Source organism: Collinsella sp. SGI.241 (genome assembly GCF_050312955.1).
Lineage (GTDB): Bacteria > Actinomycetota > Coriobacteriia > Coriobacteriales > Coriobacteriaceae > Collinsella.
This window is the reverse complement of record NZ_JBNPKM010000001.1, coordinates 185,846-211,640: the sequence shown is the minus strand read 5'-3', so window position 1 is coordinate 211,640 and position 25,795 is coordinate 185,846. Positions and strand designations below refer to the sequence as shown.

General features: G+C 58.5%; 19 protein-coding genes. 9 read left to right on the top strand and 10 right to left on the bottom strand.

Features of this window, described 5'->3' with window-relative positions:
- Nucleotides 1–19: 19 nt before the first annotated feature.
- From lgt to ACQQ92_RS00865, 4 genes are all read right to left on the bottom strand, one after another.
- Nucleotides 20–841 carry a prolipoprotein diacylglyceryl transferase gene (gene lgt / locus ACQQ92_RS00880; RefSeq protein WP_427747670.1) on the bottom strand — a complete coding sequence of 274 codons (822 nt, stop codon included), beginning with the start codon at nt 839–841 and terminating at the stop codon, nt 20–22.
- 109 nt (nt 842–950) lie between these two features.
- Complete coding sequence (locus ACQQ92_RS00875; protein ID WP_427718265.1) at nt 951–1,229, bottom strand: NifU family protein; 279 nt, start codon at nt 1,227–1,229, stop codon at nt 951–953.
- Nucleotides 1,230–1,417: 188 nt separating this feature from the next.
- Nucleotides 1,418–1,942, bottom strand: coding sequence for a deoxycytidylate deaminase (locus ACQQ92_RS00870; RefSeq protein ID WP_154514829.1), 525 nt, complete (start codon nt 1,940–1,942; stop codon nt 1,418–1,420).
- A gap of 88 nt (nt 1,943–2,030) precedes the next feature.
- Nucleotides 2,031–2,882: a type III pantothenate kinase gene (locus tag ACQQ92_RS00865; RefSeq protein ID WP_427795555.1), complete on the bottom strand. Its 852-nt coding sequence runs from the start codon at nt 2,880–2,882 to the stop codon at nt 2,031–2,033.
- Nucleotides 2,883–3,236: 354 nt separating this feature from the next.
- Here ACQQ92_RS00865 and ACQQ92_RS00860 point away from each other — a divergent pair, with 354 nt between their 5' ends.
- Nucleotides 3,237–4,940 carry an OPT/YSL family transporter gene (locus ACQQ92_RS00860; RefSeq protein ID WP_427795554.1) on the top strand — a complete coding sequence of 568 codons (1,704 nt, stop codon included), beginning with the start codon at nt 3,237–3,239 and terminating at the stop codon, nt 4,938–4,940.
- A gap of 209 nt (nt 4,941–5,149) precedes the next feature.
- Entirely contained in the window at nt 5,150–6,289 is a 1,140-nt protein-coding gene (locus ACQQ92_RS00855) for a DUF389 domain-containing protein (protein ID WP_427747667.1), read from the top strand.
- Here the strand turns inward: ACQQ92_RS00855 and ACQQ92_RS00850 are convergent.
- The 4 genes from ACQQ92_RS00850 to ACQQ92_RS00835 all read right to left on the bottom strand — a co-directional run bounded on the left by ACQQ92_RS00850 (nt 6,246) and on the right by ACQQ92_RS00835 (nt 14,106).
- Nucleotides 6,246–7,103: an aminoglycoside N(3)-acetyltransferase gene (locus tag ACQQ92_RS00850; RefSeq protein WP_427795553.1), complete on the bottom strand. Its 858-nt coding sequence runs from the start codon at nt 7,101–7,103 to the stop codon at nt 6,246–6,248. The genes ACQQ92_RS00855 and ACQQ92_RS00850 overlap by 44 nt on opposite strands.
- A 123-nt stretch (nt 7,104–7,226) precedes the next feature.
- Nucleotides 7,227–8,186 carry a 3-hydroxyacyl-CoA dehydrogenase gene (locus ACQQ92_RS00845; protein ID WP_427747665.1) on the bottom strand — a complete coding sequence of 320 codons (960 nt, stop codon included), beginning with the start codon at nt 8,184–8,186 and terminating at the stop codon, nt 7,227–7,229.
- 416 nt (nt 8,187–8,602) lie between these two features.
- A complete protein-coding gene (locus ACQQ92_RS00840) occupies nt 8,603–13,384 on the bottom strand; it encodes an acyl-CoA dehydratase activase-related protein (protein ID WP_427795552.1) in 4,782 nt (1,593 codons plus the stop codon).
- 11 nt (nt 13,385–13,395) lie between these two features.
- Nucleotides 13,396–14,106: a TetR/AcrR family transcriptional regulator gene (locus ACQQ92_RS00835; RefSeq protein WP_154514843.1), complete on the bottom strand. Its 711-nt coding sequence runs from the start codon at nt 14,104–14,106 to the stop codon at nt 13,396–13,398.
- A 205-nt stretch (nt 14,107–14,311) separates the two neighbouring features.
- On the opposite strand from ACQQ92_RS00835, the gene ACQQ92_RS00830 reads away from it, so the two are divergent.
- From ACQQ92_RS00830 to ACQQ92_RS00805, 6 genes are all read left to right on the top strand, one after another.
- On the top strand, nt 14,312–16,438 hold the full coding sequence (locus ACQQ92_RS00830; protein ID WP_427795551.1) for a hypothetical protein: 2,127 nt from the start codon (nt 14,312–14,314) through the stop codon (nt 16,436–16,438).
- Nucleotides 16,439–16,603: 165 nt separating this feature from the next.
- Nucleotides 16,604–18,409 carry a hypothetical protein gene (locus ACQQ92_RS00825; RefSeq protein ID WP_427795550.1) on the top strand — a complete coding sequence of 602 codons (1,806 nt, stop codon included), beginning with the start codon at nt 16,604–16,606 and terminating at the stop codon, nt 18,407–18,409.
- 1 nt (nt 18,410) lies between these two features.
- Nucleotides 18,411–18,737: a hypothetical protein gene (locus tag ACQQ92_RS00820; protein WP_427795549.1), complete on the top strand. Its 327-nt coding sequence runs from the start codon at nt 18,411–18,413 to the stop codon at nt 18,735–18,737.
- Nucleotides 18,738–18,739: 2 nt separating this feature from the next.
- Nucleotides 18,740–19,813 (top strand): hypothetical protein, encoded by a 1,074-nt coding sequence (locus tag ACQQ92_RS00815; protein WP_427795548.1) that lies wholly within the window; start codon nt 18,740–18,742, stop codon nt 19,811–19,813.
- Nucleotides 19,814–19,821: 8 nt separating this feature from the next.
- Entirely contained in the window at nt 19,822–20,856 is a 1,035-nt protein-coding gene (locus tag ACQQ92_RS00810) for a hypothetical protein (RefSeq protein ID WP_427795547.1), read from the top strand.
- A 398-nt stretch (nt 20,857–21,254) separates the two neighbouring features.
- A complete protein-coding gene (locus ACQQ92_RS00805) occupies nt 21,255–22,496 on the top strand; it encodes a PD-(D/E)XK nuclease family protein (RefSeq protein ID WP_427795546.1) in 1,242 nt (413 codons plus the stop codon).
- 124 nt (nt 22,497–22,620) lie between these two features.
- Here ACQQ92_RS00805 and ACQQ92_RS00800 read toward each other — a convergent pair whose 3' ends face one another.
- Together ACQQ92_RS00800 and ACQQ92_RS00795 are read right to left on the bottom strand one after the other, a co-directional pair.
- Nucleotides 22,621–23,454, bottom strand: a complete 834-nt coding sequence (locus ACQQ92_RS00800; RefSeq protein WP_427795545.1) for a hypothetical protein — start codon at nt 23,452–23,454, stop codon at nt 22,621–22,623.
- Nucleotides 23,455–23,464: 10 nt separating this feature from the next.
- Nucleotides 23,465–24,562 (bottom strand): RtcB family protein, encoded by a 1,098-nt coding sequence (locus ACQQ92_RS00795; RefSeq protein ID WP_427795544.1) that lies wholly within the window; start codon nt 24,560–24,562, stop codon nt 23,465–23,467.
- Between the two features lie 222 nt (nt 24,563–24,784).
- Between ACQQ92_RS00795 and ACQQ92_RS00790 the strand changes: the two genes are divergently transcribed.
- Nucleotides 24,785–25,795: a helix-turn-helix transcriptional regulator gene (locus ACQQ92_RS00790; protein WP_427793633.1), complete on the top strand. Its 1,011-nt coding sequence runs from the start codon at nt 24,785–24,787 to the stop codon at nt 25,793–25,795.

The window sequence follows — 25,795 nt, the reverse complement described above, 5'->3', positions numbered from 1 at the left end:
TTGTGGTGGTATGTGGTGGTTAGGCGTCGAGATAGATGCGCTGGGGACGGTTGCGACGGAGGGCAAAAATGATGAGCGCCAGGCCGGCAATCACGAGCGGCAAACTCAGCAGCTGGCCCATGGTGATGACGCCGCCCAACAGATAGCCCAGCTGGGCATCGGGCACGCGCACGAACTCAACGAAAAAGCGGACAATGCCGTACCCCATCACAAACACACCCATAAACGTACCCTGGGGCAGCAGCGGTTTTTTGCGGCTGAGCACCTGCAGAATGCAGAAGAGCACAATGCCCTCGAGAAATGCCTCGTAGAGCTGGGATGGATGGCGCGGCATATCGCCCGCGGTGCCGCCAAAGATCACGCCCCAGGGCAAATCGGTCGGCTTGCCCCACAGCTCGCCGTTGACAAAGTTGGCGCAGCGCCCCAGGCACAGGGCCAGCGGAGCACCGATAACGGCAAGGTCGGCGATGGTCCAGGCGTCGAGCTTGTACATGCGGCACACGAGCACGCCGCCGATGATGCCGCCCACCAGGCCGCCATGGAAACTCATGCCGCCTTCGTTGGTGGCAAAGATCTCGAGCGGATGCGCCCAGTAGTAGCCGTCACCGTAAAAGATGACGTAGAACAGACGGGCGCCAATGATGAGGCCAAAGACCACACCAACCACGACACTCATCAGGTCGTCGACCGTAATGTCAAAACCCCAACGACGCTGCGTGCGGTACATGACGACCGCCGTGAGCAGAGCTCCGACCACATAGGCCAAGCCGTACCAGTAGATGGTGATGGGCCCCGCCGAAATGGCGACAGGATCAAGCATATGGTAGAGGTCGTTGAGCATATCGGTCCCCCTGTTCCCTACATACAAATGCGGCCGCGGGCCTTTCGCTCGCAGCCGCACATTTGGGCATGACGTCTATGCGGAGCACATCGCCCGCAGCTTTCGCTTCTCAGAACGGCGCATACTCGTCGTACAGATCCTCGACCTCGCCGGAGGCATTGACCTGCTCGACACGCGTAACGCCGGGCACGTGCTCCTTGAGGATACGCTCGACGCCCATGGAAAGCGTCAGAGCGCTCATGGGGCAACCGGCGCAGGCGCCCTGAAGCTCCAGCTTGACGACGCCCTCGTCATCAACGCCCATATACTCCATGTCGCCGCCGTCGGCCTGCAGGTTGGGGCGAATCTCTTCAAGAACCTTCTTAAGCAGCTCTTCGTTAACAGCCACAGGGGCTCCTTTCTCACAATAACGCGGGCGCGCCCGCGGACAGAGCTATGTTACTACAGCCATGTACCCGCTCGCGAGCCGTCCATGCGCGCGGACACGACTTTCACGAGCAGTTAATTTGACAGTCAATTTGGAACGGGGCTTAATTAGCCGCTTTTGCCAACGCCCGGCGCTCGTACACGCTGCCGCTACTGCTGCGTTTGTTCCCCGGTACCAATGTGGACATCGACGATAACCTGGCGGAAGCTAATGCCACAGGAGTCGAGAATGCGGCGGCTGATGCGGCCGTCGTCGGTGTCGGCGTACTTATTGTCCAGATAGACAACCTCGCCCACACCTACCTGCGCCAGAATTTTGGCACAGTCGTGGCACGGGAACAGCGTGACGTAGACCGTGGAACCCTCAAGGTCCTTGAGCGAGCCGCGGTAGTTGAGCACGGCGTTGGCCTCGGCATGAACTACGTAGTTATGTTTGTCCTGCAGCGGGTCATCGCTCGTACCCCACGGGAAAAAGTCGTCGTTGAGCGCCGAGGGCGTACCGTTGTAGCCCACCGAAAGAATGCGGTGGTTGGTGCTGGCGATGCACGCGCCCACCTGCGTATTGGGATCCTTGCTGCGGCGCTGCGCGGCGATGGCCACGCTCATAAAGAACTCGTCCCAGCTAATAACGTCGCGGCGCTTGCCCGACGCGGTTTGATGAAGATCGTCCGACATGGCAGACACCTCCGAAATCGAAATAGTTTGGCCCATTGTAGCAGGTGAAAGGTGGGGCTGTTTCCTCCCGGCGCCGACGTCCTTGGCTTTATGCGCGGCGAGGCTTTTGGTTGATGCGGTACAGCTCGGCGAGACCCCGCAGCGTCAGCGCGTCGTCTACCGTCAGGCTGTGGCCGACCAACGCCGCGAGCGCCTCGGCATCGTCGCCGGTGATGACAATGGGCACGGTGCCCTCGCCTGCCGCCTTGGTCGAGCGCATCTCGGCAAGCACCATGTCGAGCATGCCGTCGATACGGGCCACCTCGCCCAAGACCACGCCCGAGCGCATGGCCTCGCGCGTGTTGCGACCGATCACATGCGTGGGTGCCGAGGGCTCGACTTGCGGCAGGCGCGCCGCAGCGGCCGAGAGCGAGCGAGCGCCGAGCGCCAGCCCCGGCGCGATAACACCGCCGACAAAGGTTCCGCGTGCATCGATGACCTCGATATTGGTCGTAGTGCCCAGGTCGATCACGATGCACGGAGAGCCGTAGACGGCACGGGCCGCCACGGCGTCGGCGATGCGATCGGGACCGATCTCGGCCGGGTCGTCGTAGTGCACGGGCATGCCGGTCTTAAGTCCCGGCCCCACGGTGAGCACGCGCCCCGTGCAGGTACGGGAAAGTGCCGCCTTCCACGGGCGCTCGAGCGCCGGCACCACACAGCTCAGCACTGCTGCCGCGGGAACGAGCACACCAGGCATGCCCGCATCGGCTGCCAGTGCGCCCATGACCCGCGCGAGCCTCATGCGCGCCTCATCGGCCGTAATGCTCGGCGGCGTCGTGATCTCGCACGTCGCAAGCGGGCATTCCTGCGCCGCGGCCGAATCCTCGGCAAACAGACCAAAGCGAATGAACGTGTTGCCCACGTCGACCGTCAATATATATGCGCACCCATTAAGCATCGTCGGCGCTCCTTTCGTCTGCCCAGCAGTATATCCCCTACCCGAACCAGCCATCCCAGGTAGTCATTTTGGGACGGGGCTATTTTAGCTACCCCAATATGTCGGTTGATATTTGCCCCAATCCCAGATAATTCGTCGACTGTCAAAGGGTAGCTAAAATAGCCCCGTCCCAAAATGACTAAAAAAGCCCCGTCCCAAATTAGCTGGTTTTGGCAGGGCATGGGACGGGCGATGCCGCTATACTGATGCGCGGTCGTTTGCGAGCTCACGCGGCGGCCCTTGGTAACCCGACTTCCCGCGCCGTATCCGTAGCGGCGCTTGCGGGGGAAGCGGATATACGCAAAGGAGTTCTATATGGGCAATCCCTCGAACCGCACCTCTATGCGCGGTCAACTCACGCTGCGCGGCGTCGTCATCGGCGTCCTTGGCTGCGTGATTATCACGGCAAGCTCGGCCTACACGGCCCTCAAGATGGGCGCCCTCCCCTGGCCGATCATTTTCGCTGCCGTCATCTCGTTGTTCTTCCTTAAGCTCATGGGCAATGCCAGCCTCAACGAGGCCAACGTTACCCACACCATCATGTCCGCGGGTGCCATGGTCGCCGGCGGCCTGGCGTTTACCATCCCGGGCGCCTGGATGCTGGGCTATGCCGACCAGATCAGCTGGCTCGACATGTTTATCGTGGCGCTCGCCGGCACCATTTTGGGCCTTCTGGCAACGGCGCTCATCCACCGTCACTTTATCGTGGACGCCGCGCTGGAGTTTCCCACCGGCAACGCCGCAGCCCAGACCCTGCGTGCTACCGAGGCTGGCGGCAAGACCGGCAAGCAGCTCTTTGGCTCCATGGCCATCGCAGGCATCTATAGCGTGCTGCGCGACGCCCTGGGCGTGGTGCCCAGCATGCTGTGCACGCTCAATATCCCCGGCGTGACCTTTGCCATCTACAACTCGCCCATGTTGCTGTCCATCGGCTTTTTGGTGGGCTTTGCCCCCGTCGCCTTCTGGTTTGCCGGCGCGCTGCTGGGCAACTTTGGCATTATCGTCGGCGGCACCGCTGCCGGCCTGTTCGATATTGTGACCGCGCAGGGTATCGTCAAGTCCTTAGGTATGGGCCTTATGATGGGCTTTGGCGTCGCCGTCGTCCTTAAAGACATCCTGCCGCAGGTCGCCGGTATCGTCCGCGGTCTTGTCGCCGACAGCTCCACCGACACCGACGAGCAGTCGCTCATCTCGGGCTCGCTTAAGCTCGACGCCGGCATCATCGGCCTGGGCACCGCCGCCATCGCCGTGATCATCGCCATCGCGCTCGACCTTGGCCCCGTCCCAGCCGTCATCGTCACGCTGTTCACCTTTGTCACCACCATCATGAGTGCGCAGAGCTGCGGCCAGACGGGTATCGACCCCATGGAAATCTTTGGCCTCATCGTCATGCTCATCGTAGCGGCCTTCGCGCAGCTTGCGCAGGTCAAGCTGTTCTTTATCGCCGGCATCGTGGCCGTGGCGTGCGGCCTTGCGGGCGACGTCATGAACGACTTTAAGGCCGGCGCCGTGCTGGGCACCAACCCGCGCGCACAGTGGATCGGCCAGGCCATCGGCGGCATCGTGGGCGCACTGGTCGCTGCCGCCGTCATGGTCGCGCTCGTCACCGCCTATGGTCCGGACGCCTTTGGTCCCGACAAGAGCTTTGTGGCCGCGCAGTCAAGCGTAGTCGCCACCATGGTCTCGGGCATCCCGAGCGTGCCGTGGTTCGCAGGCGGTTTTATCGCCGGCATCGTCATGTATTGGCTCGGCATTCCGGCCATGATGATCGGTCTGGGCGTGTACCTGCCGTTCTACATGTCGCTCACGGCCTTCTTGGGCTCCTGCGTCAAGCTCGCCTACGACAAGTGGGCAGCCCACCGCGACGCCGGTGCCGGTCTTTCGGGCAAAGAGAAGGCTTCCAAGGATGCTGCCTTCCAGGAGCAGGGCCTGGTCGTCGCCAGCGGCCTGTTGGGAGGCGAGTCTGTCGTTGGCGTTATCCTGGCGTTTGTCTCCGTCGGCCTGAGTCTGCTGGGCTAAACCCAACAACAACGTACCCGTACAGAGCGCGGGGCCGGAGACCATCCGGCCCCGCGCTCTGTATCTGTCGAAACACTCGGCCGCAACCGCATTTGACGTCCCCCTTACCTGCTCGTCTAAGTTTCACGTCAAGATGACCGCCCCGCCCGCCACGGTGTAGAGTACATGCTGCGAGCGCACCCGCGTTCCTGCGGCAATACGAGGTGGACATGGAACTCGACAAACAACAGATCAAGCGACTACGCAAACGCCATCACCGGCGCCACGGTATTCGACCTGCCCATAGTGAGGCCCTGGAGAACACCGGCCGCTTCCTAAAGCGCGCATTCAACATTCGCGAGGGTCGCGCACCCTATCACGTGATTCGCAAGCGCTTTGTAAACGGGGCGCGGCTGACCGGCTCGCACTTATGCATCCTCATCATCGCCATGCTCATCGCGAGCATCGGCCTCGATATCGACTCGGACATTGCCATCGTGGGCGCCATGCTCATCTGCCCACTCATGGGATCGGTCCTTGCCATGGCATATGGCATCGCCACGCTTGACCGCGAGATTGCCGTCGAGGCCGTCGCCGGCCTCGCGCTACAGATGGCCTTTTGTCTGATCACGTCCACGCTGTATTTTAAGCTCTCGCCCCTTGGCACCACCACGGCCGCCATCATCGACAACTCGACGCCCACTGTGTGGGACCTTGCCGTCGCGCTCGCGGGCGGCTTTGCAGGCGGGCTGGGCAACTCGCGCGACCAGGAGCCCGCCACGCTCATCGCCGGCGTGGCCGTGGCGACCGCGCTTATGCCACCCCTGTGCGCGGCGGGCTATGGCATCGCCATCGCAAGCGGGTCGCTGTTTCTCTCGGCGCTTTACGAGTTTGGCATCAACGTGGTCTTTATCGCGCTGGCGGCCGAAGCCGTATTGCTTCTCTTACGTGTACCGCTCAAGCGTGACCTCAACGGCGACGGTATTGTGACTGCTGAAGAAAACGCCGAGGTCGACGAGCTGTCACGCAAGGTGCGCCGCCGCATCATTGTAGGCACGGTAGTCTTTGCCATCCCCTGCATCGTTATGACGGCGGGGTCTATTGGCTCGGCGCAAGCCGGCGTGCAGGACGGCTACGGCGTCACCGAAACCACGCGCGAGCTTGCCGCGGTACTGCCGGGCTTTAAGGATTACACCGTCGCCGTCGAGACCTCGGCCACCGAAGGCGACGAGAGGGGCATCGTCGAGCGCGAGATTGTCGCCCATGTGACGACAAGCGAGGCGCTCGGGGCACACGACCGCCACGTCGCTCGCAAGCTCATCGACCTCAACGTGCCCGAACTCGATCGCGTGGAGTTCGATGTGGCGTGATGCGGGAGCCGCGATGGGGCTCGGCGCGACCGCGATGACGTTCAATCCAGCTCACGGCAAAATCGACGAGCTCACGCTGACGCATAAAGCGAATCGTCCCGTTGCCAAGCGGCGCGGTGTGAACCCTGCATTCCCGCTCAAAGGCAGCACCGATCTCATCGAAGTCCTCGCCATCGACAAAGAGCGTGCGGTATTCCTTCCACACGCGCTGACCGTTTTCCATAATTGCACTGTGCTCCACGCAATCATGCTTGCCGGGGTATTGCGCACGGGCATCTGCTAAATGCAGCGACGTGTTCTTGTCGTAGCCCACGCCTACGAGCAAAACGTAACCGTCCAGATCGTACAGACGCGAAATGGGCGACCCGTCGCCAAAGATGTTGCTTAAGTCATGGTTCTCCGTCAGGAACTGGGCACGTGCACCGTTTGCCGCCACCGAACGCGCCGGATGATCGCTCCTGAGCGTTCCTGGCCATGTGCGAAACATCTCAGCCACCGCACCCATCGTGTTGGTGGGCGTGATGCGTTTGTCGTAGGCAGGCCAGTTATCGCGAATCAGTTGCCACCACTCTTGGGGTTCCTGCCAATGAACACCACTTGCGGGGTCCAAGTTTTTCCATGATTGCGTCGGCATCATGACGGTGCCGGTTTCGCCCACCGTCTGGAGCAGCGCCTCGATCACTGGTTGAGCGCCGCCGCACACATATCCAAGTGCGCTGAGCGAGCAATGGACCATAACCGTCTGCCCCGCGCACATACCGACGGCGGAGAGCGCGTCGAGGATATCCTGCTTAAGCACGATTTGCCGATCCATTGCCGTTCCCCCTCTATCCCCACGCATCAGTTGCATTTGCGTCAGGCGCCAAAATGGCACACGGGCCATGCGGCGCACTGACAATGCAAAAGATACGTTTCTCAATGTTGCCGAGGAATCTTTTTAGTACTTGAAGAAACCCTCGCCCGAGCTTTCGCCCAGCTTGCCTTCGTCGAGCATCTGCTTGAGGACGGATGCCATGGCCTTAAAGTTGTAGGGCATCATCATCTTTTTGAGCAGCGGGCTCACCAAGCCCGGCACCTTCTGATACTGCATGACGATGTTGTAGGCCGTCTGGATGCCCACGGTGTCGAACACGCGGAACGGGCCCTTGGGCGCGCCAGTGCCGCGCGTCCATGCGAGGTCGATGCTCTTGGGGTCGCTGACGCCCGAAACGTACAGATCAAGGCCCGAAAGCAGCCACGGCACCAGCATGGAATTGAGCAGATAGCCGTTCTTTTCCTTGTTGACAGGAAGTGCCAACATGCGAATGTCGTTGGCGAAGTCGACGAGCTCATCGAAATAGCGCTTGTCGGTCTGGTCCTGAGCCATGACCTCGGTCATGTTGTTCTTCCAGATGGAGTTGGCAAAGTGCAGCGACAGGTACTTCTCGGGGCGGCCGGTGTACTTGGCAAAGGTGCTCGGCAGCAGCGTGGAGGAGTTCGTCACGACAACAGTCTTTTGCGGGAGAACCGGGGCGAGCTTCTTGTAGAAGTCGATCTTTGCCTGGGTGTCCTCGGCCATCGACTCGATAACCAGATCGGCGTCGGCCACTGCCTTGGCAAGATCGAGCTCTAGCTTGAGTGTGGAGTAGGCACGCTCGACGGCGGCGAGCGCCGCCTCCTTGTCGAAGGGCTGGTCGCTATCGGCGATACCGGCACACCACTCGCCCGTGCCGTCCGCCATGCCCTCGATAGCCGCGATGTACTCCTCGCGCACATGATCGATCTTGGGCTGAGTGCGGCCGATGCTGCCCTCGCTGCGCAGCCAGATCGTCACATCGAAGCCGCAGTAGGCAGCCTGAAAGGCAATCTGGCTTCCCAACACGCCGCCACCGGCAACACAAACGGTCTTGTAGCTCATAGGAACAGTCCTCTCTTACGTAATTCCATGGATGTGTATTTATTCAACCGTAAGGATGACGCGCGCTGAGGGTGGGTTCCATAAACGGACGGTAATTTGCGGCGAACGGCTACATATGTTCATTATCTCTCGATTTTGAGGGCATTTTTTGGCGCTGCTGAACCGCTGTTTTCGGAAGTGCGGGGAAAAATCGGGTTTCGCCGACCAGACCGGCTTTTTTTACAACAAAACCGCAGGTCGCGAGAGTCTAAAAAGGCGGTGTGCTCAGGAGGTTCGCGTTTTTCCCCGCACTTCCGAAATTCGAGTGCACAGAAGGCTGCAACAAAACGATTTACGCAACATATGTCCAGCAAAAACGGGTGGTAGCCGGTACGGCTGCCACCCGTTTGCCTCATATCTAGCGCATAGCAGGCCAACTACTTCTTAATGCCGCGTCCCAGACGCTTGGCGACCGATGCAACGGCCTCCTCGCTGGCCGAGCCACAGCTCACGCAGCCACCATGGTCACGCATCTGGCCGGTGACCTCGTCCATCGCGAGCGGCGCCACCTTCTCGAGCTTAAAGCCCTTACCGGCGCGCATGTTTTCCTTGGCCACGCTGATCATGAGCTTAATGCGGTTGAGCTGGTTGACCTCGGACGCGCCGGGGTCGTAGTCCACTGCGACAATGTTGCTCTCGGGGTGCTGACGGCGCAGCTCCTTGATTACGGCCTTGCCCACCACGTGGTTAGGCAGGCACGCAAAGGGCTGCGTGCAGATGATGTTGGGCGCGCCATGGTCAATCAGGTCGAGCATCTCGGCCGTGAGCAGCCAGCCTTCGCCCATGTTGTTGCAAACCGAAAGCACCGTACGGGCCTTGTCCGCCATGGTGCCGATGCACTCGGGCGCCTCAAAGCGGCGGGACTTTTGGAGCAGCTCCTCCACCGGCGTACGCATCCAGTCCACGAGCTTGATGAGCGCCTGCATACCAGCGCGCGTGGTTGCAGAGCTTCCGAGCTCATCCTTCTGCAGCTCGGCGTTGCTCATGGAGTACAGGAAGAAGTCGAGCAGGCCCGGCACCACGGCCTCGCAGCCCTCGCGCTCGATAACGTCGACCACGTGGTTGTTGGCTGTGGGGTGGAACTTGACCAAGATCTCGCCGACCACGCCCACGCGCGGCTTGGTGCCCTCGCCCACGAGCGGCATGGTGTCGAACGCGCGGATGGCCTCGCGGCACAGCTTGGTGTAGTTGTGGCGGTTGAACTTGGGCGCCAGCTTGCGGGCGCGCGCCATGTACTCCTCGTAGAGTGCGTTGGCGGCACCGGGCGTAGCCTCGTATGGACGACAGCGATAAAGCATCTGCATCATCACGTCGCCAAAGAGCACCGCGTAGACTGCCTGCTTAAGCAGCGCCGGCGTAATCTTAAAGCCGGGGTTGTCCTCACCGAGCGCCACCGCCGAAAGCGAGATCACCGGAATCTCGGGGTGGCCGCTCTCGCGCAGGGCCTTGCGGATGAGTGCGATGTAGTTGGTGGCACGGCAGCCGCCGCCGGTCTGGCTGATAACCACGGCCGTCTTGGACAGGTCGTACCGGCCGCTCTCGATGGCCTCCATAATCTGGCCGGTCACCAAAATGGACGGATAGCAAATGTCATTGTTCACATAGCGCAGGCCGGCCTCGACGGCGTCGTGATCGGTCGAGGGCAGCAGCTCCAAGTTGTAGCCGGCACCGCGGAACACCTCTTTGACCAGGTCAAAGTGGATCGGCGCCATCTGCGGGCACAGGATGGTGTAGCCCTCCTCGCGCATCTGCTCGGTAAAGGGCACCTTGGGCCACGCGGTCGATGCGCTCTCGCGCTGAGCCTCGAACGTGTACTTGCGGCTCGCGAATGCGGGGGCATCCGTGGAGGGAGCCACCGGCGCGGCATCGCCCTGCTCGTAGGTCTCGCCCGCGGCCGCGGCCTCGGCCAAACGCTCGGCCTCCTGGTCCTTAAGCGCGGCCATGAGCGAGCGGATGCGGATGCGCGCGGCGCCCAGATTGGACACCTCGTCGATCTTGAGCACGGTATAGATCTTGCCGCTGGCCTCCAGAATCTCCTGCACCTGATCGGTAGTCAGAGCGTCCAGGCCGCAGCCGAAAGAGTTGAGCTGGATCAGGTCCAGGTCGTTGCGCATCGTCACAAAACGGGCGACGGCGTACAGGCGGCTGTGGTACATCCACTGGTCGACGACGCGGATGGGGCGCTCGGGCTTCACCAGGTGCGCAAGCGAATCCTCGGTAAAGACCGCAAAGCCAAAGCTCGAGATAAGCTCGGGCAGGGCGTGGTTGATCTCGGGGTCGTTGTGGTAGGGGCGGCCGGCGAGCACGATGCCGTGACCGCCGTGGTCCTCGACCCACTTAAGGGTCTCCTCGCCCATGGTCTGGATGTCCTCGTGGAAGCGTGCATCGGCCTCAAAGGCAGCGTTGACGGCGGCATCGACCTCGGAGCGCGTGATCTTGGGACCGCGCACGCGACCGCGACCGGCCTCAGCATCGGCCACGCGGTCGACGGCAAGCACCTGGTACAAGCGGCGCTTGAGCTCGGTCTTGTCGTGATAGGGCACAAACGGGTACAGGAACTCGATGTTCTGCTCACGGATCTCGTCGATGTTGAGCGCCAGCGCCGTGGGGTAGCTCATGACGATGGGGCAGTTATAGCAATTGCCAGCCGTCGGATCCTCCTTGCGCTCCCAGCGCACGCACGGCATCCAGATAAAGTCGACATCGCGGTCGATAAGGTTCATCACGTGGCCGTGGCTCATCTTGGCCGGATAGCACACGCTCTCGGACGGCATGGACTCGATGCCCGCCTGGTAGGTCTTCTTGCTCGACTGGTCGGACAGCTGCACGCTAAAGCCCAAGCGCGTAAAGAACGCGTGCCAGAAGGGGTAGTTCTCGTACATGTTGAGTGCGCGCGGGATACCCACGGTGCCGCGCGGGGCCTCGTCGGGGCTCAGCACCTCGCGATTAAAGAGCAACTCGTTTTTCTTTTTGAAGAGGTTAGGGGCCTCGGTCTTTTGCTTTTTGTGGCCGGCGCCCTTCTCGCAGCGGTTGCCGGTAATGAAGCGCCTACCGCCGCCAAAGTCGTTGACGGTGAGCTGGCAGTTGTTGGAGCAACGGCCGCAGCGGACGTGCTTTTGCGTCACAGTGAGGTGCGCGATGTCCTCGGCCGAAAGGATGGTCGAGGTGCCGTCGGCGCCAGCGCGATCGCGGGCGAGCAAGGCTGCACCATAGGCGCCCATGCAGCCGGCGATGTCGGGACGCACGGCGTGAACGCCGGTGAGCTGCTCAAACGCGCGCAGCGTGGCATCGGACATAAAGGTGCCGCCCTGGACGATCACCTGGCTTCCGATCTCCTTGGGATCGCGCAGCTTAATGACCTTGAACAGGGCATTCTTAATGACGGAATAGGACAGACCGGCCGCGATGTCGCCCACCGTGGCGCCTTCCTTTTGCGCCTGCTTAACACGCGAATTCATAAAGACCGTGCAGCGACTGCCCAGGTCCACCGGAGCCTTGGCATGGATGGCGGCGTCGGCGAACGCGCGCACGTCCATGTTCATAGAGACGGCGAAGCTCTCGATAAAGCTACCGCAGCCCGACGAGCAGGCCTCGTTGAGCATGATGTGCTCGATGACGCCGTCCTTGACGCGCAGGCACTTCATGTCCTGACCGCCAATGTCCAGGATAAACTCGACGCCGGGCAGGAATGCCTTGGCTCCGCGCAGGTGCGCGACGGTCTCGATCTCGCCGGAGTCGGCCTTGAGGGCCTCGATGAGCAGCGCCTCGCCGTAACCCGTGGTGGTCACGTGGCCGATGGTGCAGCCGGCGGGGATGTGGTTGTAGAAATCGGCCATGATGACCTTGGCCGTACCCAGGATGTCACCGTTGTTGTTGCCGTACCAGGTATGCAGCAACTGACCGTCCTCGCCCACGAGCGCGGCCTTCATGGTGGTGGAACCGGCGTCGATACCGATGAACACGCGACCGGTGTAGCCTTCGAGCTTGCCCTTGGGGACGACCTCGGTGTCGTGGCGGGTCTTGAACTCGGCAAAGTCCTCGTCGGTGGCAAAGAGCGGATCCAGACGCTCGACCTCGGCGCCCTGTGTGTCACCCAGGGCATCGATGGCCTCGATGAGCTGCGGGAACGTGCTGAGCTTATTGGACTCGTGCGCCATGGCGGCACCGCTCGCCACAAACAGGTGGGCATTTTGGGGCACGATGCGGTGCTCCTCGTCCAGGTTGAGCGTGAGGTAGAAGCGATGGCGCAGCTCGGAGAGATACTGCAGCGGGCCGCCCAGGAAGGCGACGTTACCGCGGATGGGACGGCCGCACGCCAGGCCCGAGATGGTCTGGGTCACGACGGCCTGGAAGATGGAGGCGGCCACGTCCTCGGGGCGGGCGCCCTCGTTGAGCAGCGGCTGCACGTCGGTCTTGGCAAAAACGCCGCAGCGGCTGGCGATGGGATAGATGGTGGTGGCGTTGGCCGCGAGTTCGTTAAGGCCGCTGGCGTCGGTGTGCAGCAGGGTTGCCATCTGGTCGATGAACGCACCCGTACCGCCGGCACAGGTGCCGTTCATGCGCTGCTCAATGCCGTTATCGAAGTAGATGATCTTGGCGTCCTCGCCGCCCAGCTCGATGGCGACATCGGTGGCCGGGATGAGGGTCTCGACGGCACGCTTGCTGGCGATGACCTCCTGGACAAACTCCAGGTCGAGCCACTGGGACAGCAGCAGGCCGCCCGAGCCGGTAATGGCGCAGGTCATTTGGGCCGTCGGCAGCACGGCCGCAGCGCCCTCGAACAGGTCGCGGGCGCAGGCGCGGACGTCGGTGTGATGGCGCTGGTACTTGGCGTAGACGATCTGGTTGTCATCGTTGAGCACGGCGAGCTTAACGGTGGTGGAGCCAACGTCGATGCCCAGGTGCAGGTTGCCGTGGGCGTTGTCGGGGTTGAAGATCGCGCCTTCGGGGGCGTGGGCGGCGGCTGCGGGGTCGGCGACGGTAGCGGGCTCGCTAGCGACGGACGTCTCCCCTACCGAGTTCTTGGCATCGGCAACTGCCTCGGCAACTTTCTCGGCAGCCGTGGTCGCGGCCTTCTGCGCGGCGTCCACCACGGTGGGCGCAGCCTCGCGTGCGGCGGCGACCATGCGGTCCTTGATGCCCTCGACGAGTTTGCTCATTGTCTCTCCTCTTAGTTGTTGGACTCGACGGTTACGGCGGTGTCGGCCGCGTCCTCGAGCTGCAAGTTCAATAGCTTCATGCCGTACTCCGGCACGTTGATATCGATGGGTTGGCCATACAGGTCACCAGGACGCACAAAAGCGAGCACCGTCATCATGCGCGCCATGGCCTCGGGCGATTCGGTGAGCCCACGCTCAAACCAGCGCTGAATCATGCCGACCTCGGCACTCACGACGTAGGTGACGTAGTAGTCAAAGAACGTGCCCAGCGCCAGGCCCAAAATGCCCGTCTGTGCACGCGGCACCACAGCCTCACGCGCGGTGTCGATAATCCTTTTAATGAAGGCCTGGTCGCCGCCCGGACCCAGCAGCGCACCGATCAAGTCGCGGTTGGCCGCAAGATAACGCAGTAGCTCAACCGAACCGGGCGCCGGCTCGAGCTCATCGATGTTGTGATAGAGATCGGGCAGCCGAGCTGCGGTGATGAGCTCAATACGCTCACGGATCTCGGCCAGCAAGCCGTCCTCGATTTGATTGATAAAGTCGGGGATATCGCGGTAATGCGAATAGAACGTACGGCGCGTAAGGCCGGCGCGCTCGGTGAGCGAAGCGACGTTAATGCGCGAAAGGTCGCCGCTTTCGGCTAGTTCGCTGGCAAGTGCCTGGCGAAGGGCACGCTGCGAGCGAAGGGACCGGCGATCGCATTTCTCGAGCTGGGACAAGCGTCCTCCTTGTTACTCAGCCTGTGCGCTATTGCACAGTGCGAGTATTATTGCACACCGTGTGCATCAACACGTAAAGGCAATATTTGGATGTGACGAAGGGGCAGTCCCTTTGTCACATCCATTCTCTCCTGGTCCCGTTAATGGGACCGACGGCCTCCACACCTGTTGCATCATGCCGGCAATGATCGATAAGGAGGCCGACATGAACAATCAGGCAAGCGATGGCATCACCGATGCCGGCAAAGACCTCGTCCTCAGTTGCATCAGAAGCCAAGAGCTGCGAGACCACATGCGCAAATACTTATACTGGCCGGCACCAATCATCGCTGGCTCTCTTAAGACGCTTGATGAAAAGCGCACCATGCTCGAGCAACTCCGCAAGGAGGTTTCGCCGGAGCTGGTCGAAGATATCGACTCGCATCTCGCCCAGCTCAACAGCGCGCTCGACATGCTCAACAACGTCGAGCGCGACCGTGGAATCCTCCTGCTATACGTCATGTTCTACAACGAGGAGGAGCGTGACGCCGACGCCCTCGACGGTCCCTTCCCCACCGCATCGTGGGAGGCCGCGCAGGCACTCATGAAGCGCTACATCGAAGAGTATCCTGAAGACGACTGGTCCGAATCGTACTGGAAGATCGACCTATACACCCCAGAAGACCTTCACGAACATCAAACGGCGCAGTCCTCCCTGGCGTTTGCGGCAACCAAGGATGGCGAGCTTATATTTCTCCGCGATCAGCGCAATAACCGCACTCGCAAATCGTATGTCGAAAGCGCCTGGCGAAACGATAGCAGACGGTTCTGCAACAGCAACGAACCCATCTATACGCCGTGGGTCCCAGGCGACATCCTCAAAATCGACGGTCGCCCCTTTGATCACGGGCCTCGCTTTGCCATTGTGCTCGAAAACGACTACGAGCACACGCTCCGGGGACAGATCTGGTGCGCAGGGCCTAGTAAAGATCACGGCGTTAAGGAGGGTTCACTTTCATCCGGCACCTACAGCGACAGTCTCCTGGACCCCTTCATCCCCTCCGCCCTCTACACCGCCGAGTGCTACACCGGTGAGCTGCCGGACGACTGCGCTTTTATGCTCGAGCTTTCGCAAATGCTGCACGACAACCCCGACTACGGCAAGCAATGGTCCGAAGGCTCGGTCGGACATGACTGCCTTCAGCCGTATCGCAAGCCCGCCAACCAAAGCGAGCTGGATATTCGTCCGGACATCTTCGAGTTTTTAGACTCGCAAAGTATTAAGGAGCATCTTCAACGAATCAACTACGAGCTCACCACGCCCGTAGCGGCTTTCATTGTCAATTGCTCGCATAAAGCAACGCTGCAACAAAAGCTCGAAGGCTGGCAAAAGATCATCGACAATATGCCCAATTGCACTATGAACCGCAGAAACGACACGGTCGTCATCCCGGACTTCCATGCCTTTCTGCGCAATGTCATCAAACAGGAGAAACGAAAACTCGCGCACCTTAAAAGGACGGACGGTCAAAGCCTGTACTTCTTTGAGGACTACTCGTGGGACTGGCGCGGGCAGGTCGGCTATCTTTACGGCCCGTACAGCAGTTATCAAAAGTGCTTCGATGCCATCTGGAAAGAGCTCGACGGTGACGATCCCAAAGCCATCAGGATCACCCGTCGTCCCATCGACCCAGAAGAAGACCACTATGCCGACGACATGGTCTTACTCAATGCGAACGGCGAAGTAATGTCTTGCGATTACCGCAACAAAAGCGAGTGGGACGAGGCGGGCACCGCCAGCGATTTCGAGGACATGTGGTTTGATATCCCGACGCCTTTCCATGCCGGAGACATCGTCTGCAACCTCCAACGCCCCGACAAGCCGATGGTGCTGTTTGACCTGCAAACTTGGGGATCCGAACGAGTCGACAAAGAGCTGGCCTCCTCCGTCTACAAAGAGCGCCTCGTTCAAAAGGCCGACAAGCTATTGCGCTGGCACCGATATGACGGCGACACCAGCGACATGTACGCCTACGGCTGCCAAGTCTCATCCGCCTTGCATTTCCCCTTCTACATTGGGGAGCCTGAGGGCTTTCTTTTGGACATCGACTATTACCGCAAGCCGCTCAAGTCAGAGGAGCGAATCCTTTACGGCGTCAGGGCATATGTCAAAGGCGACCTGGCGGTTGATTCGCTCGCCGCAATGGCCAGCGCATGCGAGCTACAGGCGCTGGCGGAGAAAAAGGCGCGTGGCTTCGAGGATGCAGACGGTTGGCTCAAGGACCGCTACCCGGAGCTGTTCGATGCGACGGCCGATCCCTTCTTAGAGGGAGGTTGCACCAGTTACGCTTAGTTTTTGAAACGCCACTACCGATTGTCCTTTCAGTACGCGCACACTCATGTACCAGTGCGTTTCCAAAAGTATGTTTGACGCGAGATTCAGATGGGACCCGTTAATGGGATCACAAAGCACAGCCTCTGATGGATGCTAACGGCAACGACCGAATTGGAGGTTGCTATGGACAGCCAAGCAGATACCGTGATCACCGATGCCGGCAGGGAGCTCGTTTGCAGTTGCATCAAGGACGATGAGCTGCGTGCTCATATGTTCAAACACATGGGAATGGCAGATGGCTCCCTCTGTAAAACCATCGGCGGCTCCCTCAAGACGCTCGACGAAAAACGGACCATGCTCGAGCAGCTTCGCAAAGAGGTCTCATCGGATTACGCCGAGACGATCGACTCCGGCCTCGAACAACTCGACACTGCACTCGATATGCTTTACAACGTTGACCGTGACCGCGGTATCTTGCTGGTCTCCGGCGTGTTTTACAGTGAAGACGAGCGCGGGCACGACACCTTTGATGGCCCCTTCCCCGTTGCCTCTTGGGATGCCGCTCAAACCCTTATGAAGCAATACGTCGATGACGACCCCGATGAAGATTGGTCCGAATCATTCTGGCAGATTAAGCTCTATACCGCCGAAGACTTACACGACTGCCCACGCGCTCAAGCCTCGCTGATATTCGCCGCAACCATGGCTGGCGATTTGGTCTTTTTGAGCGACCGCCGGAATCAGCGGACTCCGCATCAAAGCATCAATCACTTGCCGTGGAACAATAGCAAGCACTTCTGCGCCAATGGTGAGGTCTTTTACACTCCCTGGGTCCCCGGCGACATCATCAAGATCGACGGTCGGCCCTTCGACCACGGCCCTCGTTTCGCCATCGTGCTCGAAGACGACTACGATAGTTCGTTCAAAGGCCAGGTTTGGTGCGCCTATCCGAGCAAAATCTACGGCGTTGAGGAAGGCAATCTCCGCTTGAGGGATTTCACGGACGGCTTCCTCGACGACTTCACACCCTCTGCGCTCTACACCGCCGAACGCTATATCGGCGACTTGCCCGATGATTGCTCCTTTATGCTCGAACTCTCGAAAAAGCTGCACGATGACCCCGGCTGTGGCAAACATTGGTCGGATGGATCGGTCGTACACGACTGCTTGCAGCCATATCGCACATCGGCCGGCGCCGGCGTCAACGCCATACGTTCGGACATTCTCGAGTTTCTCGACTCGCCCGATATCAGAGAGCATTTGGAAGGCATCGGCTACGAGCCCACCACGCCCGAGGCAGCGTTCATCGTCGACCATTCGAACGAGAAGACGCTGCAACAGAAGATTGAGGCCTGGCAAAAGATTCTCGAAAACATGCCCAATTGTGCGATGAGCAGGCGATACGGCACGTTCAATATCCCCAACTTCCATGTCTTTCTTCGCGACGTCATCAGATGGGAGCGCAAGAAAATCGCCCGGTTCAAACAGCCTGGCAAGCACATGTATTTCTTTGAGGACAAGACGGGAAGTCCCCCTGAGAGCGAGTGCAATTATGGCCCCTACACCAGCTACGAAAAATGTTTCGAAGCAATCTGGAATGTGCTTGAGGAGGAGAATCCTACCTCGGTTGAAGTAACACGCCGCCCGATCGATCCGGACGATGGCCACTATGCCGCCGACAGGCTCATGCTCAACGCAAAAGGCGAAATCATGGACTGCCAGCTGCGCTGCATCGACAAGGAACGCGAGGGCGAAGACCCCACTTTTGCCTTTGAGCTGATGTGGTTTGACATCCCGACGCCATTCCATGCCGGCGACATCATTTGTCGTCACGGCGACCCTGGCGACCCCATGCTGCTTCTCAATATGCAGACATGGACCACGAAGCGGGTCATGGATGAGCTTCCGCCTTCCACCTACAGGGAATGCGCCGCAAAAAAAGGCCGACGACCTGCTCAGGCACCATCGGCAAAATGGCGATACGAGTGACATGTACGCCTACGGCTGTCAGATTGAATATCCCCTGGAGTACCCCGTCTATATCGGAGAGCCGAGTTGTTTTCTTCTCGATATGGAGTACTGCCGTACCCCGCTCAAGCCGGAGGCGAGAATTCTGTACGGCGTGCGGGCATATCTCGACGGCAATCTGGGTCTTGACTCACTTATTGCGCTATCAAGTCTTTGCGAGCTGCAGGCGCTGGCCAAGAAAAAAGCCGAGCGGTTTGAAGGGGAAGACGGCGGGCTCAAGACCCGCTATCCGGAGCTGTTCGATGACACGATAGCCCCGCCGGAGCGATTCGAAACAAAGAGGAGCTAACCATGGACATCTTGGATTTTGTGGACTCCCGGGACATTCGGGAGCACCAGCGCGGTATCGACTTCCAGCCCAGCACCATCGAGGCCGCCTATCTTGTTTGGTTTTCGAAGACCGCCACGCTCGATCAGAAATGCGAAGCTTGGCAGGAGATCGCCCGAGCCATGCCCAATTGTTCGCTGGAGGCGACCCATGCCGGTCTTGGAAGGCCGGCCATCCCCGATTTCCATGCTTTTTTGCGCTGGACAATCGATTACAACAAGCGGTGCGTCGATGCGTTTGCGAGTGGGACGGGCTACGTTTATCAGTATGAAGAGGAGATTGTGCCCGACGGGCAACTTTGTGGGGCCTTCGGCGCGCCATTCAGCTGTTATGAGAAATGTGCCGAGGCGTTGCGCGGTGATGATGAACTGGCGAGCCGTCCAGAGGCACGCATACGCATCACCCGGTGCCCGCTCGATGCCGACGAAGAACATCACCGGGAAGATTGGCTCATGGTGAACGGTAAAGGCGAGGCCCTTTCCGTCTATTGTCCTTCCGCCGGCCCCGTTGAGAACGATTGGGAGATCGCATTCGAGTTCATCTGGGTCGATATCCCCACGCCGTTCCACACCGGCGATATCGTCTGGACGCCGCAAGGCAGTGCCCGTGAGCCGTTCACGTTGCTCGATTTGCCCACGTGGGACCGGACAAAGCTTGAGGCAGAGCTTCGGCAGGCAGACCGTTCTGACAAATGGCTTGATCATGCGCAGCAGCGCCTCGAGCATTATCGCAATGCGGGAGATATCAGCAACATGCGCGCGACCGGCTGTTCGATTAGTTACAACGAGACGTTTCCCCTCTACATCGGCGAGCCAGACCCGCTTTACCTGAATCTTGAGTACTATCGCAAACCACTCGAAGGCGAGCGGCGAATTTTAATCGCAGCCCAGGCATACCTGCGCGGCGACCTGTATGTCGACTCACTTGCAGCGTTTATCGACACCATAAGGATGGAGTCCAAGGCAAAGCGCAACCTAGAAGAGCTGCGTCTTGATCAGGCGCCGCTCAAGGAAAAGTATCCGCAGCTATTTGAATAAAGGCCACCATGTCCGAATCCACAAGAAGTCGCACCAACAACTCGGAGACTATCGTGCACGAAGAAATAATCAACCTGATCGAATCTCCGGAGCTGCGAGAGCATTTGCTGCATAATCCGCAGCTCCTGAGTGGTGATCATTACATGCAAATCATCGGTGGCGCGTCGATAGAAATCAACCGCAAACGGGAGATGCTCAGCAGGCTGGTTGCTGCCGAGCGCGGCTCGTCAGACAAGACTTTTGATTGGTACGGTCCGGAGAGATGTATCGACTACATCGATGACTGCCTGGGTGCGCTCAAGGCCGTCGACGGAAACAAGAAAATGCTGCTTATCAGCGAAATTAGCTTCGTCAATAGCAAAGTGGGATCCGCCATCACGCATGGCCCCTTCCCCGTGGCATCATGGCCGGCTGCTCTCGCGGCAATGAAGACATACGCGGACAAGTGGAGCGGAATGACAGATCTATCGTCCTCATACTGGATGATCGAGCTGTTCAACCTTGCCAACGACCCGAGCTGTTCATATCCATACGACGGCTTTCTACAGCCAGACTACACTTACTACGCAAACGCCTCCGGCGAAATTCAATACATCTGCAGGGAAGAAGAGGGCGAATGCAGCGAGGTGCTCGACTGCATTGTGGGTGGAATCTTTGGCCCGTGGTTCAAGGGGGCATATGTCGACCTGCCCACGCCGTACAGAAAGGGCGAAATTCTTGAGATCGACTGCCGCCCATGGGCGCCGGGACCTTGTTATTGCCTGGTAGCAAACTCGAAATTGGACTGCCTGTATCCCGATGGCAATGGGCAGATCAGATGTGGCTCTATCCCCTACGGCAGCTGCTTTGCCGGATGGGCGTATACGAACTTGATGCTGTCGCCCGTGTTCAGGGCGAGGAAGGTAGCGCGGCCCTTGCCGGAAGCATGCGCAACCTTGCAAGTAATTGATCTGGACCGGATAGAAGACCTATTAGAAGAGTGCTCCAGTCACAAGGAGACGGAGCCTATTTGGCTGGACATATATCGGCATCGCGCTCGTTGACGAACACGGGGTTCCACACCGATACTCAGACGAAATAAATAACAGGTGCGACGGACCCATCCGACGACGAGAGCCAGATACAGTGGAGGCGCAGACTTTTTGAAGAGAGACCCAGACGCCGGTATTTGAATATTTTCCCGTTCACCCGTCCAGATCGTCCGTACATCTTTGTTGCTCAACAAATTCACAAGGTCCGCGTTCTACTATTTTTGTTATAGAGGCCGCTAAAGACGGGAGCAGAATGGGCACCGAAAAGAAGGCCACCTGCGTCGATTCCTATACAACAATCGCTCGAAACTGTTGGCTATGCGAAACGACGAAGAATTCCTTCTCGAAATCTGTAAGCCCCCCGCATCTACAACGAAATGATTGAATCGAGTATTAACTGGAGGTCGATAATGAACAACAACGAGCAAAAAGAAGTTTTAATCGCCAAGGTTTTTTGTGGTGGGTATCTTTTCGATGGTGAGAACATAGGCCATGAAGTCATTGATTTTTTTGACACTGATAATGGTGAAAGATATCTATATATAGCTCCTGACGGAATCGTTAATAACCACCCCAATGTTGAAGCGGTGCTTCTAATCCGATCATATGGAAACACGCTGGGTGAAGTCGTTGGTCTAGCATGCGACCTTGAAAACATTTGTTCCCCGAGGAACAAGGAGGAAGATCTTCCAATGCCATACGGCAGTGTTTCCTATAATGGCGTTTCGGTGGATAAGATATTTGCCGAAAACGTTTACAAAGGAGAAAAAGAAGAAGCGTTTAGAACTCTCAGCTACCATGCAGGATCGTTTAAGGTCCCCAGTCCCAAGCATCAGATCTTTATTTCCATGGGCAAAGCAAAAAACGAAGACGAGCGTCATCATCCAATTGAACTAATTTGCAACGATAAGGAGCAGTGGGGACATCAACGAACATATATCTCCAGCGTCAATCATCCAGAAGCTTATGCACGGTTAAAAGAACTGATGGCGGATGAGGAAAAATGGGAGGAACAAATCGGGATAAAAACCGTTAAGTCGGCGAGTTGCGATAAAACGCAGCCCTCGTTCCTTGAAATTATCAGAAAAGAAGACGATGAGCTCGTGTTCTCCAATTTGCTGGCACATTACCTAAGTTGTAGCAAAAAAGGATTTGAAGCGTTTACCAAAGAGGTTCTCGATATTAACGACTTCGGCCCGCACCCCACGATCATTCGCGAATCAAAAGACCACGTGGATTTATGGATTGAAAATGATCGGCACATCGTTGTAATCGAAAACAAAATCCATTCGGCGATTAATGGCATTAAACCCGATTGCAAGGAAACGCAGCTTTCACGATATCGCGAAGCGGCGGAAAAGGAATGCAAAGACAGAACAGTTAAGTGCTATTTATTTGCGCCGGATTTCAATAATGTCGACGAGGCCGAGGCAAAAGCAGCAAGATTCAGTGTTAAACACTATAGTGAGCTATATGCGTTTTTTAAAACTAATAAAAGCCTATTTACCGGAGATGAACGCTACGGCGTAGATGAACATTACGATGAATTCCTCATTGGGCTGAAACGGCATACTCTTGCTCCTGCGGAGCGTAATGAGCATGCGATGCTCGAAAGGTTCTCGTACATGATAGATAGAGCAAAACAGAGCTGAGCGAAGACCGACTCAGTCGGGAAGACTGCAACCGTCATCTCGATCGCTCCAATCACCTCTCAATAAAAAATCGACCCGTGGCGCAAGCGCGCCACGGGTCGAGCTGTCGCTATCGGCTATGGCCTCAGCCAAAGACTCGCGCACAGGAAGGCTCCATGCCATCGGCACTCGTGCGGACGAGGGTATCTGCGTTGCAATGAGTCTCGGCGAACGTTGCGTCGTCCTCTCTGCCCTCCACCGCAAAGCAGCCTGCTAAGATCGCCGCCGTCGGGCTGAGCATGTTGCGTAGGTCGCGCAGGATTGCATTTACCGGGCGGTTGTCGTCGAGCATCTCGAGTCCGTCAATTACGACCACGACGTCCTTTAGCACTGCTCTATTCCACGTCTGGTCGCCGAGCAACCAGCTCGTTAAAAGGTCCATGGTCATGTTGTCCTCAACAAAAATGCCTAGGTTGCGCTGCTTGAGGCGCATCGTTGCGCGAATCGCCTCGACCTGTCGTTCCTCAGGATCCTCTGACACCTTGTCATCCATCTCGGCGCGAATAAGCCGGGCGATCGCGTCCTCTTCACACTCCCGCATCGGCATGTAGAGCACGGCGCATTGCTCACTCAGACGCAAAGCCGCATACACCAGCACGTTCGAGACATCTTCATGCGCGCCGCCAATCACGCTGAGCTTGCCCAACCCAACGCCGCCACCTAGGGCATCATCGACCGACATACCGGTTTTCAACACACAAGGAGTTTCAAAAAGCGACGTCTCCATACGGCGATCGAGCCCAGAAACCAGTCGATTGCGAAACCCGCTGAGGTCAAAAACCTCGTCATCACGCTCTTTGCGATTCCCACTACGCTGATTCGCGGGCGTCGGCGGTATCACGCCTGATAGGCCCAGCATCTCGCCCAAACTCACAGAACAGCCAATTCGGTCGTCCCTGGAGTCCATCTTTAACGTCATCGCAACCCTCCTAACGCCTACCACGCTTACCAGTAGCCTTAAAATTCCAAATCGGCATGAGTCGGTGAATAACATCAACCGTCGGGGCCATGAGTCTCAGTACATCATCCGCAGGCTTATACGCTTCGGGCGACTCATCGAGCGTCGTCTCGCATGCACTCGGACAGTAGATGCCGGCATCGTGCATCTCGTTAACGAACGACCTGGTGTCGAGCGTTTGGAACGCTTTGGTGCGGCTCATCGCGCGACCCGTCCCGTGCGGCGCCGAACAGTTCCAGTCCTCGTTTCCCTTGCCGCGTGCGATAACGGCACCGTCGCGCATGTTGAACGGAATCAGCACCATCTCGCCCGCATGAGCGCTAATGGCACCCTTGCGAATCATGCCGCCTTCCGAGATGTAGTTGTGCATGGTGGTAAAGCCGTCTCCGTCGAGCCGAATTCCCGTACGCTCAACAATCTGTGTGACAATCGCCTTGCGGTTCTGATTCGAGAAGCGTTGGCAGTTATGCATATCGACGAGATACTCGGCAGAAAGATCTCCCACGAGATACTTAAGCTCGTCGGGGATATCTGCCGTGCACGTCTTCTGCGCCAGCGCCTGATGATGCTCCGCCGTCTGCTTGCCCATGTTGCGCGAGCCGGTGTGCACGACCAGATATTGGCACCCATCCTCGTCCTCGTCGAGTTCAATGAAGTGATTGCCGCCGCCCAGCGTGCCCATGGAGCGCTCAACCTTGCGCTTGTCCTGAAGCCAATCGCGCGACTCCATGTCAAAGTCCGCGAGTACGCAGGCAGGATCGCGATGAAGGCTAAAGCCCGTGGGCACCGCGCGCTTCACATCGCGATTGAATTGAATGAGGTCGTCGCGCGCGATGGTTTCCGCAAGCGGCACGCAGTACATCCCGCATCCGATGTCGACCCCCACCAGGTTGGGAATCACCTTGTCGCCCAAGTTTGCCGTAAAGCCAATCACGCAGCCCTTGCCCTTATGGGCATCGGGCATGATGCGGATCTTGGCACCTTCAAACGCCGGGCAGCTGGAAATCTCCTCGATCTGCTCCTTGGTTGAATCCTCAAGATTCTCGGCAAAGACTTTGATGTCTGCCATCGCATTTCTCCTGTTCTGATCCTTGTAAACCGGAACCGGCCCCAAGCCAATAGAGCGCATGTCACACCATCCAGCCAAACCGCCGATTTCCGTTTAACCACCTTTCGCCCTATTCGAGCTCTTATTGCTGCGAATACTACGGTCGCGCGGACTACAATGAGTCCCAATAACGGGTCTTGTTTTGTATCTCCGGTTGGTACCCTGCCGGCGAAAGGAGACAACGTGGCGAACAGACCAAATCAAAAGCTCAGGCTTCTGTTCCTGCTTAAAACCTTGATGGAAAAGACCGACAGCACGCACGGGCTCACAACGCAGCAGATTATCGAGGAGCTCGCCTATCACGACCTTGAGGCAGAGCGAAAGGCCATCTATCGCGACCTGCAAACGCTTCGCGACTTTGGGCTCAACATCAACCAGCGCGGTGGCAAGGAATGGGCGCTGGTCTCACGCCCGCTCGACCTGCAAGAGCTCATCATGCTTGTTGACGCCGTTCAGAGTTCGCCGTTTTTGACCGATGAGTTGACCGACCACCTCATCGGCAAGCTGCAGAGCCTCGCCAGCCTGGGCGAACGCGAGCTTATGCACAAGCGTGTCGACGTGCCTTCGCGCGTGAAGATGCAAAACTCTGATGCCCTGCTCAACATCGACTTGATTCAGCAGGCTATGCGCGAAAAACGCAAGATCCGCTTCCATTACTTCCACTACGACGCCGCCAAGCAAAAGGCCCTTAATCATGACGGAAAGACCTACGAGCTCACACCTGTGCGCCTTATCTACTCCGACGAGCTCTATTACATGATTGGCTTTAGAGATAAATGGGCCAATGCCGGCTCGGGTCATCAGCCGTTCACGCCTTATCGCGTCGATCGCATGCTCGATGTGGCGGTATCCGAAGAGTCCGCGACCAAAGATCCGCGTATCGCAGGCTATGTGCTCGAAGATCACGTTTCGCCGTCGTTTGGCGTTTACGCGGCCGACAAGACCACCGTCGTGCTAGAGCTCGACGACCGCGCGATGAACCCGCTCATCGACAAGTTCGGGCTCGACGCCGTTGTTTTTGAGAACCAGGATGGGCGCCTGCTGGCTACCGTCAAAGCCCCGCTGTCTCCGCAGTTCTTTGGCTGGCTGCTGCAACTCAGCACCTTCATTAAGATCGTTCAACCTCAAAGTGCCATCGATATGTATCTCAACTATCTCGATAGCACGCGTGCGCTCTACCAGGAAGACAGGTAA

Coding starts and splice junctions, on each gene's coding strand:
- lgt (WP_427747670.1), bottom strand. CDS start 841: ATGCTCAACGACCTCTACCATATGCTTGATCCTGTCGCCATTTCGGCG.
- ACQQ92_RS00870 (WP_154514829.1), bottom strand. CDS start 1,942: ATGTCGGACGATCTTCATCAAACCGCGTCGGGCAAGCGCCGCGACGTT.
- ACQQ92_RS00865 (WP_427795555.1), bottom strand. CDS start 2,882: ATGCTTAATGGGTGCGCATATATATTGACGGTCGACGTGGGCAACACG.
- ACQQ92_RS00860 (WP_427795554.1), top strand. CDS start 3,237: ATGGGCAATCCCTCGAACCGCACCTCTATGCGCGGTCAACTCACGCTG.
- ACQQ92_RS00855 (WP_427747667.1), top strand. CDS start 5,150: ATGGAACTCGACAAACAACAGATCAAGCGACTACGCAAACGCCATCAC.
- ACQQ92_RS00850 (WP_427795553.1), bottom strand. CDS start 7,103: ATGGATCGGCAAATCGTGCTTAAGCAGGATATCCTCGACGCGCTCTCC.
- ACQQ92_RS00845 (WP_427747665.1), bottom strand. CDS start 8,186: ATGAGCTACAAGACCGTTTGTGTTGCCGGTGGCGGCGTGTTGGGAAGC.
- ACQQ92_RS00840 (WP_427795552.1), bottom strand. CDS start 13,384: ATGAGCAAACTCGTCGAGGGCATCAAGGACCGCATGGTCGCCGCCGCA.
- ACQQ92_RS00830 (WP_427795551.1), top strand. CDS start 14,312: ATGAACAATCAGGCAAGCGATGGCATCACCGATGCCGGCAAAGACCTC.
- ACQQ92_RS00825 (WP_427795550.1), top strand. CDS start 16,604: ATGGACAGCCAAGCAGATACCGTGATCACCGATGCCGGCAGGGAGCTC.
- ACQQ92_RS00820 (WP_427795549.1), top strand. CDS start 18,411: ATGTACGCCTACGGCTGTCAGATTGAATATCCCCTGGAGTACCCCGTC.
- ACQQ92_RS00815 (WP_427795548.1), top strand. CDS start 18,740: ATGGACATCTTGGATTTTGTGGACTCCCGGGACATTCGGGAGCACCAG.
- ACQQ92_RS00810 (WP_427795547.1), top strand. CDS start 19,822: ATGTCCGAATCCACAAGAAGTCGCACCAACAACTCGGAGACTATCGTG.
- ACQQ92_RS00805 (WP_427795546.1), top strand. CDS start 21,255: ATGAACAACAACGAGCAAAAAGAAGTTTTAATCGCCAAGGTTTTTTGT.
- ACQQ92_RS00800 (WP_427795545.1), bottom strand. CDS start 23,454: ATGACGTTAAAGATGGACTCCAGGGACGACCGAATTGGCTGTTCTGTG.
- ACQQ92_RS00795 (WP_427795544.1), bottom strand. CDS start 24,562: ATGGCAGACATCAAAGTCTTTGCCGAGAATCTTGAGGATTCAACCAAG.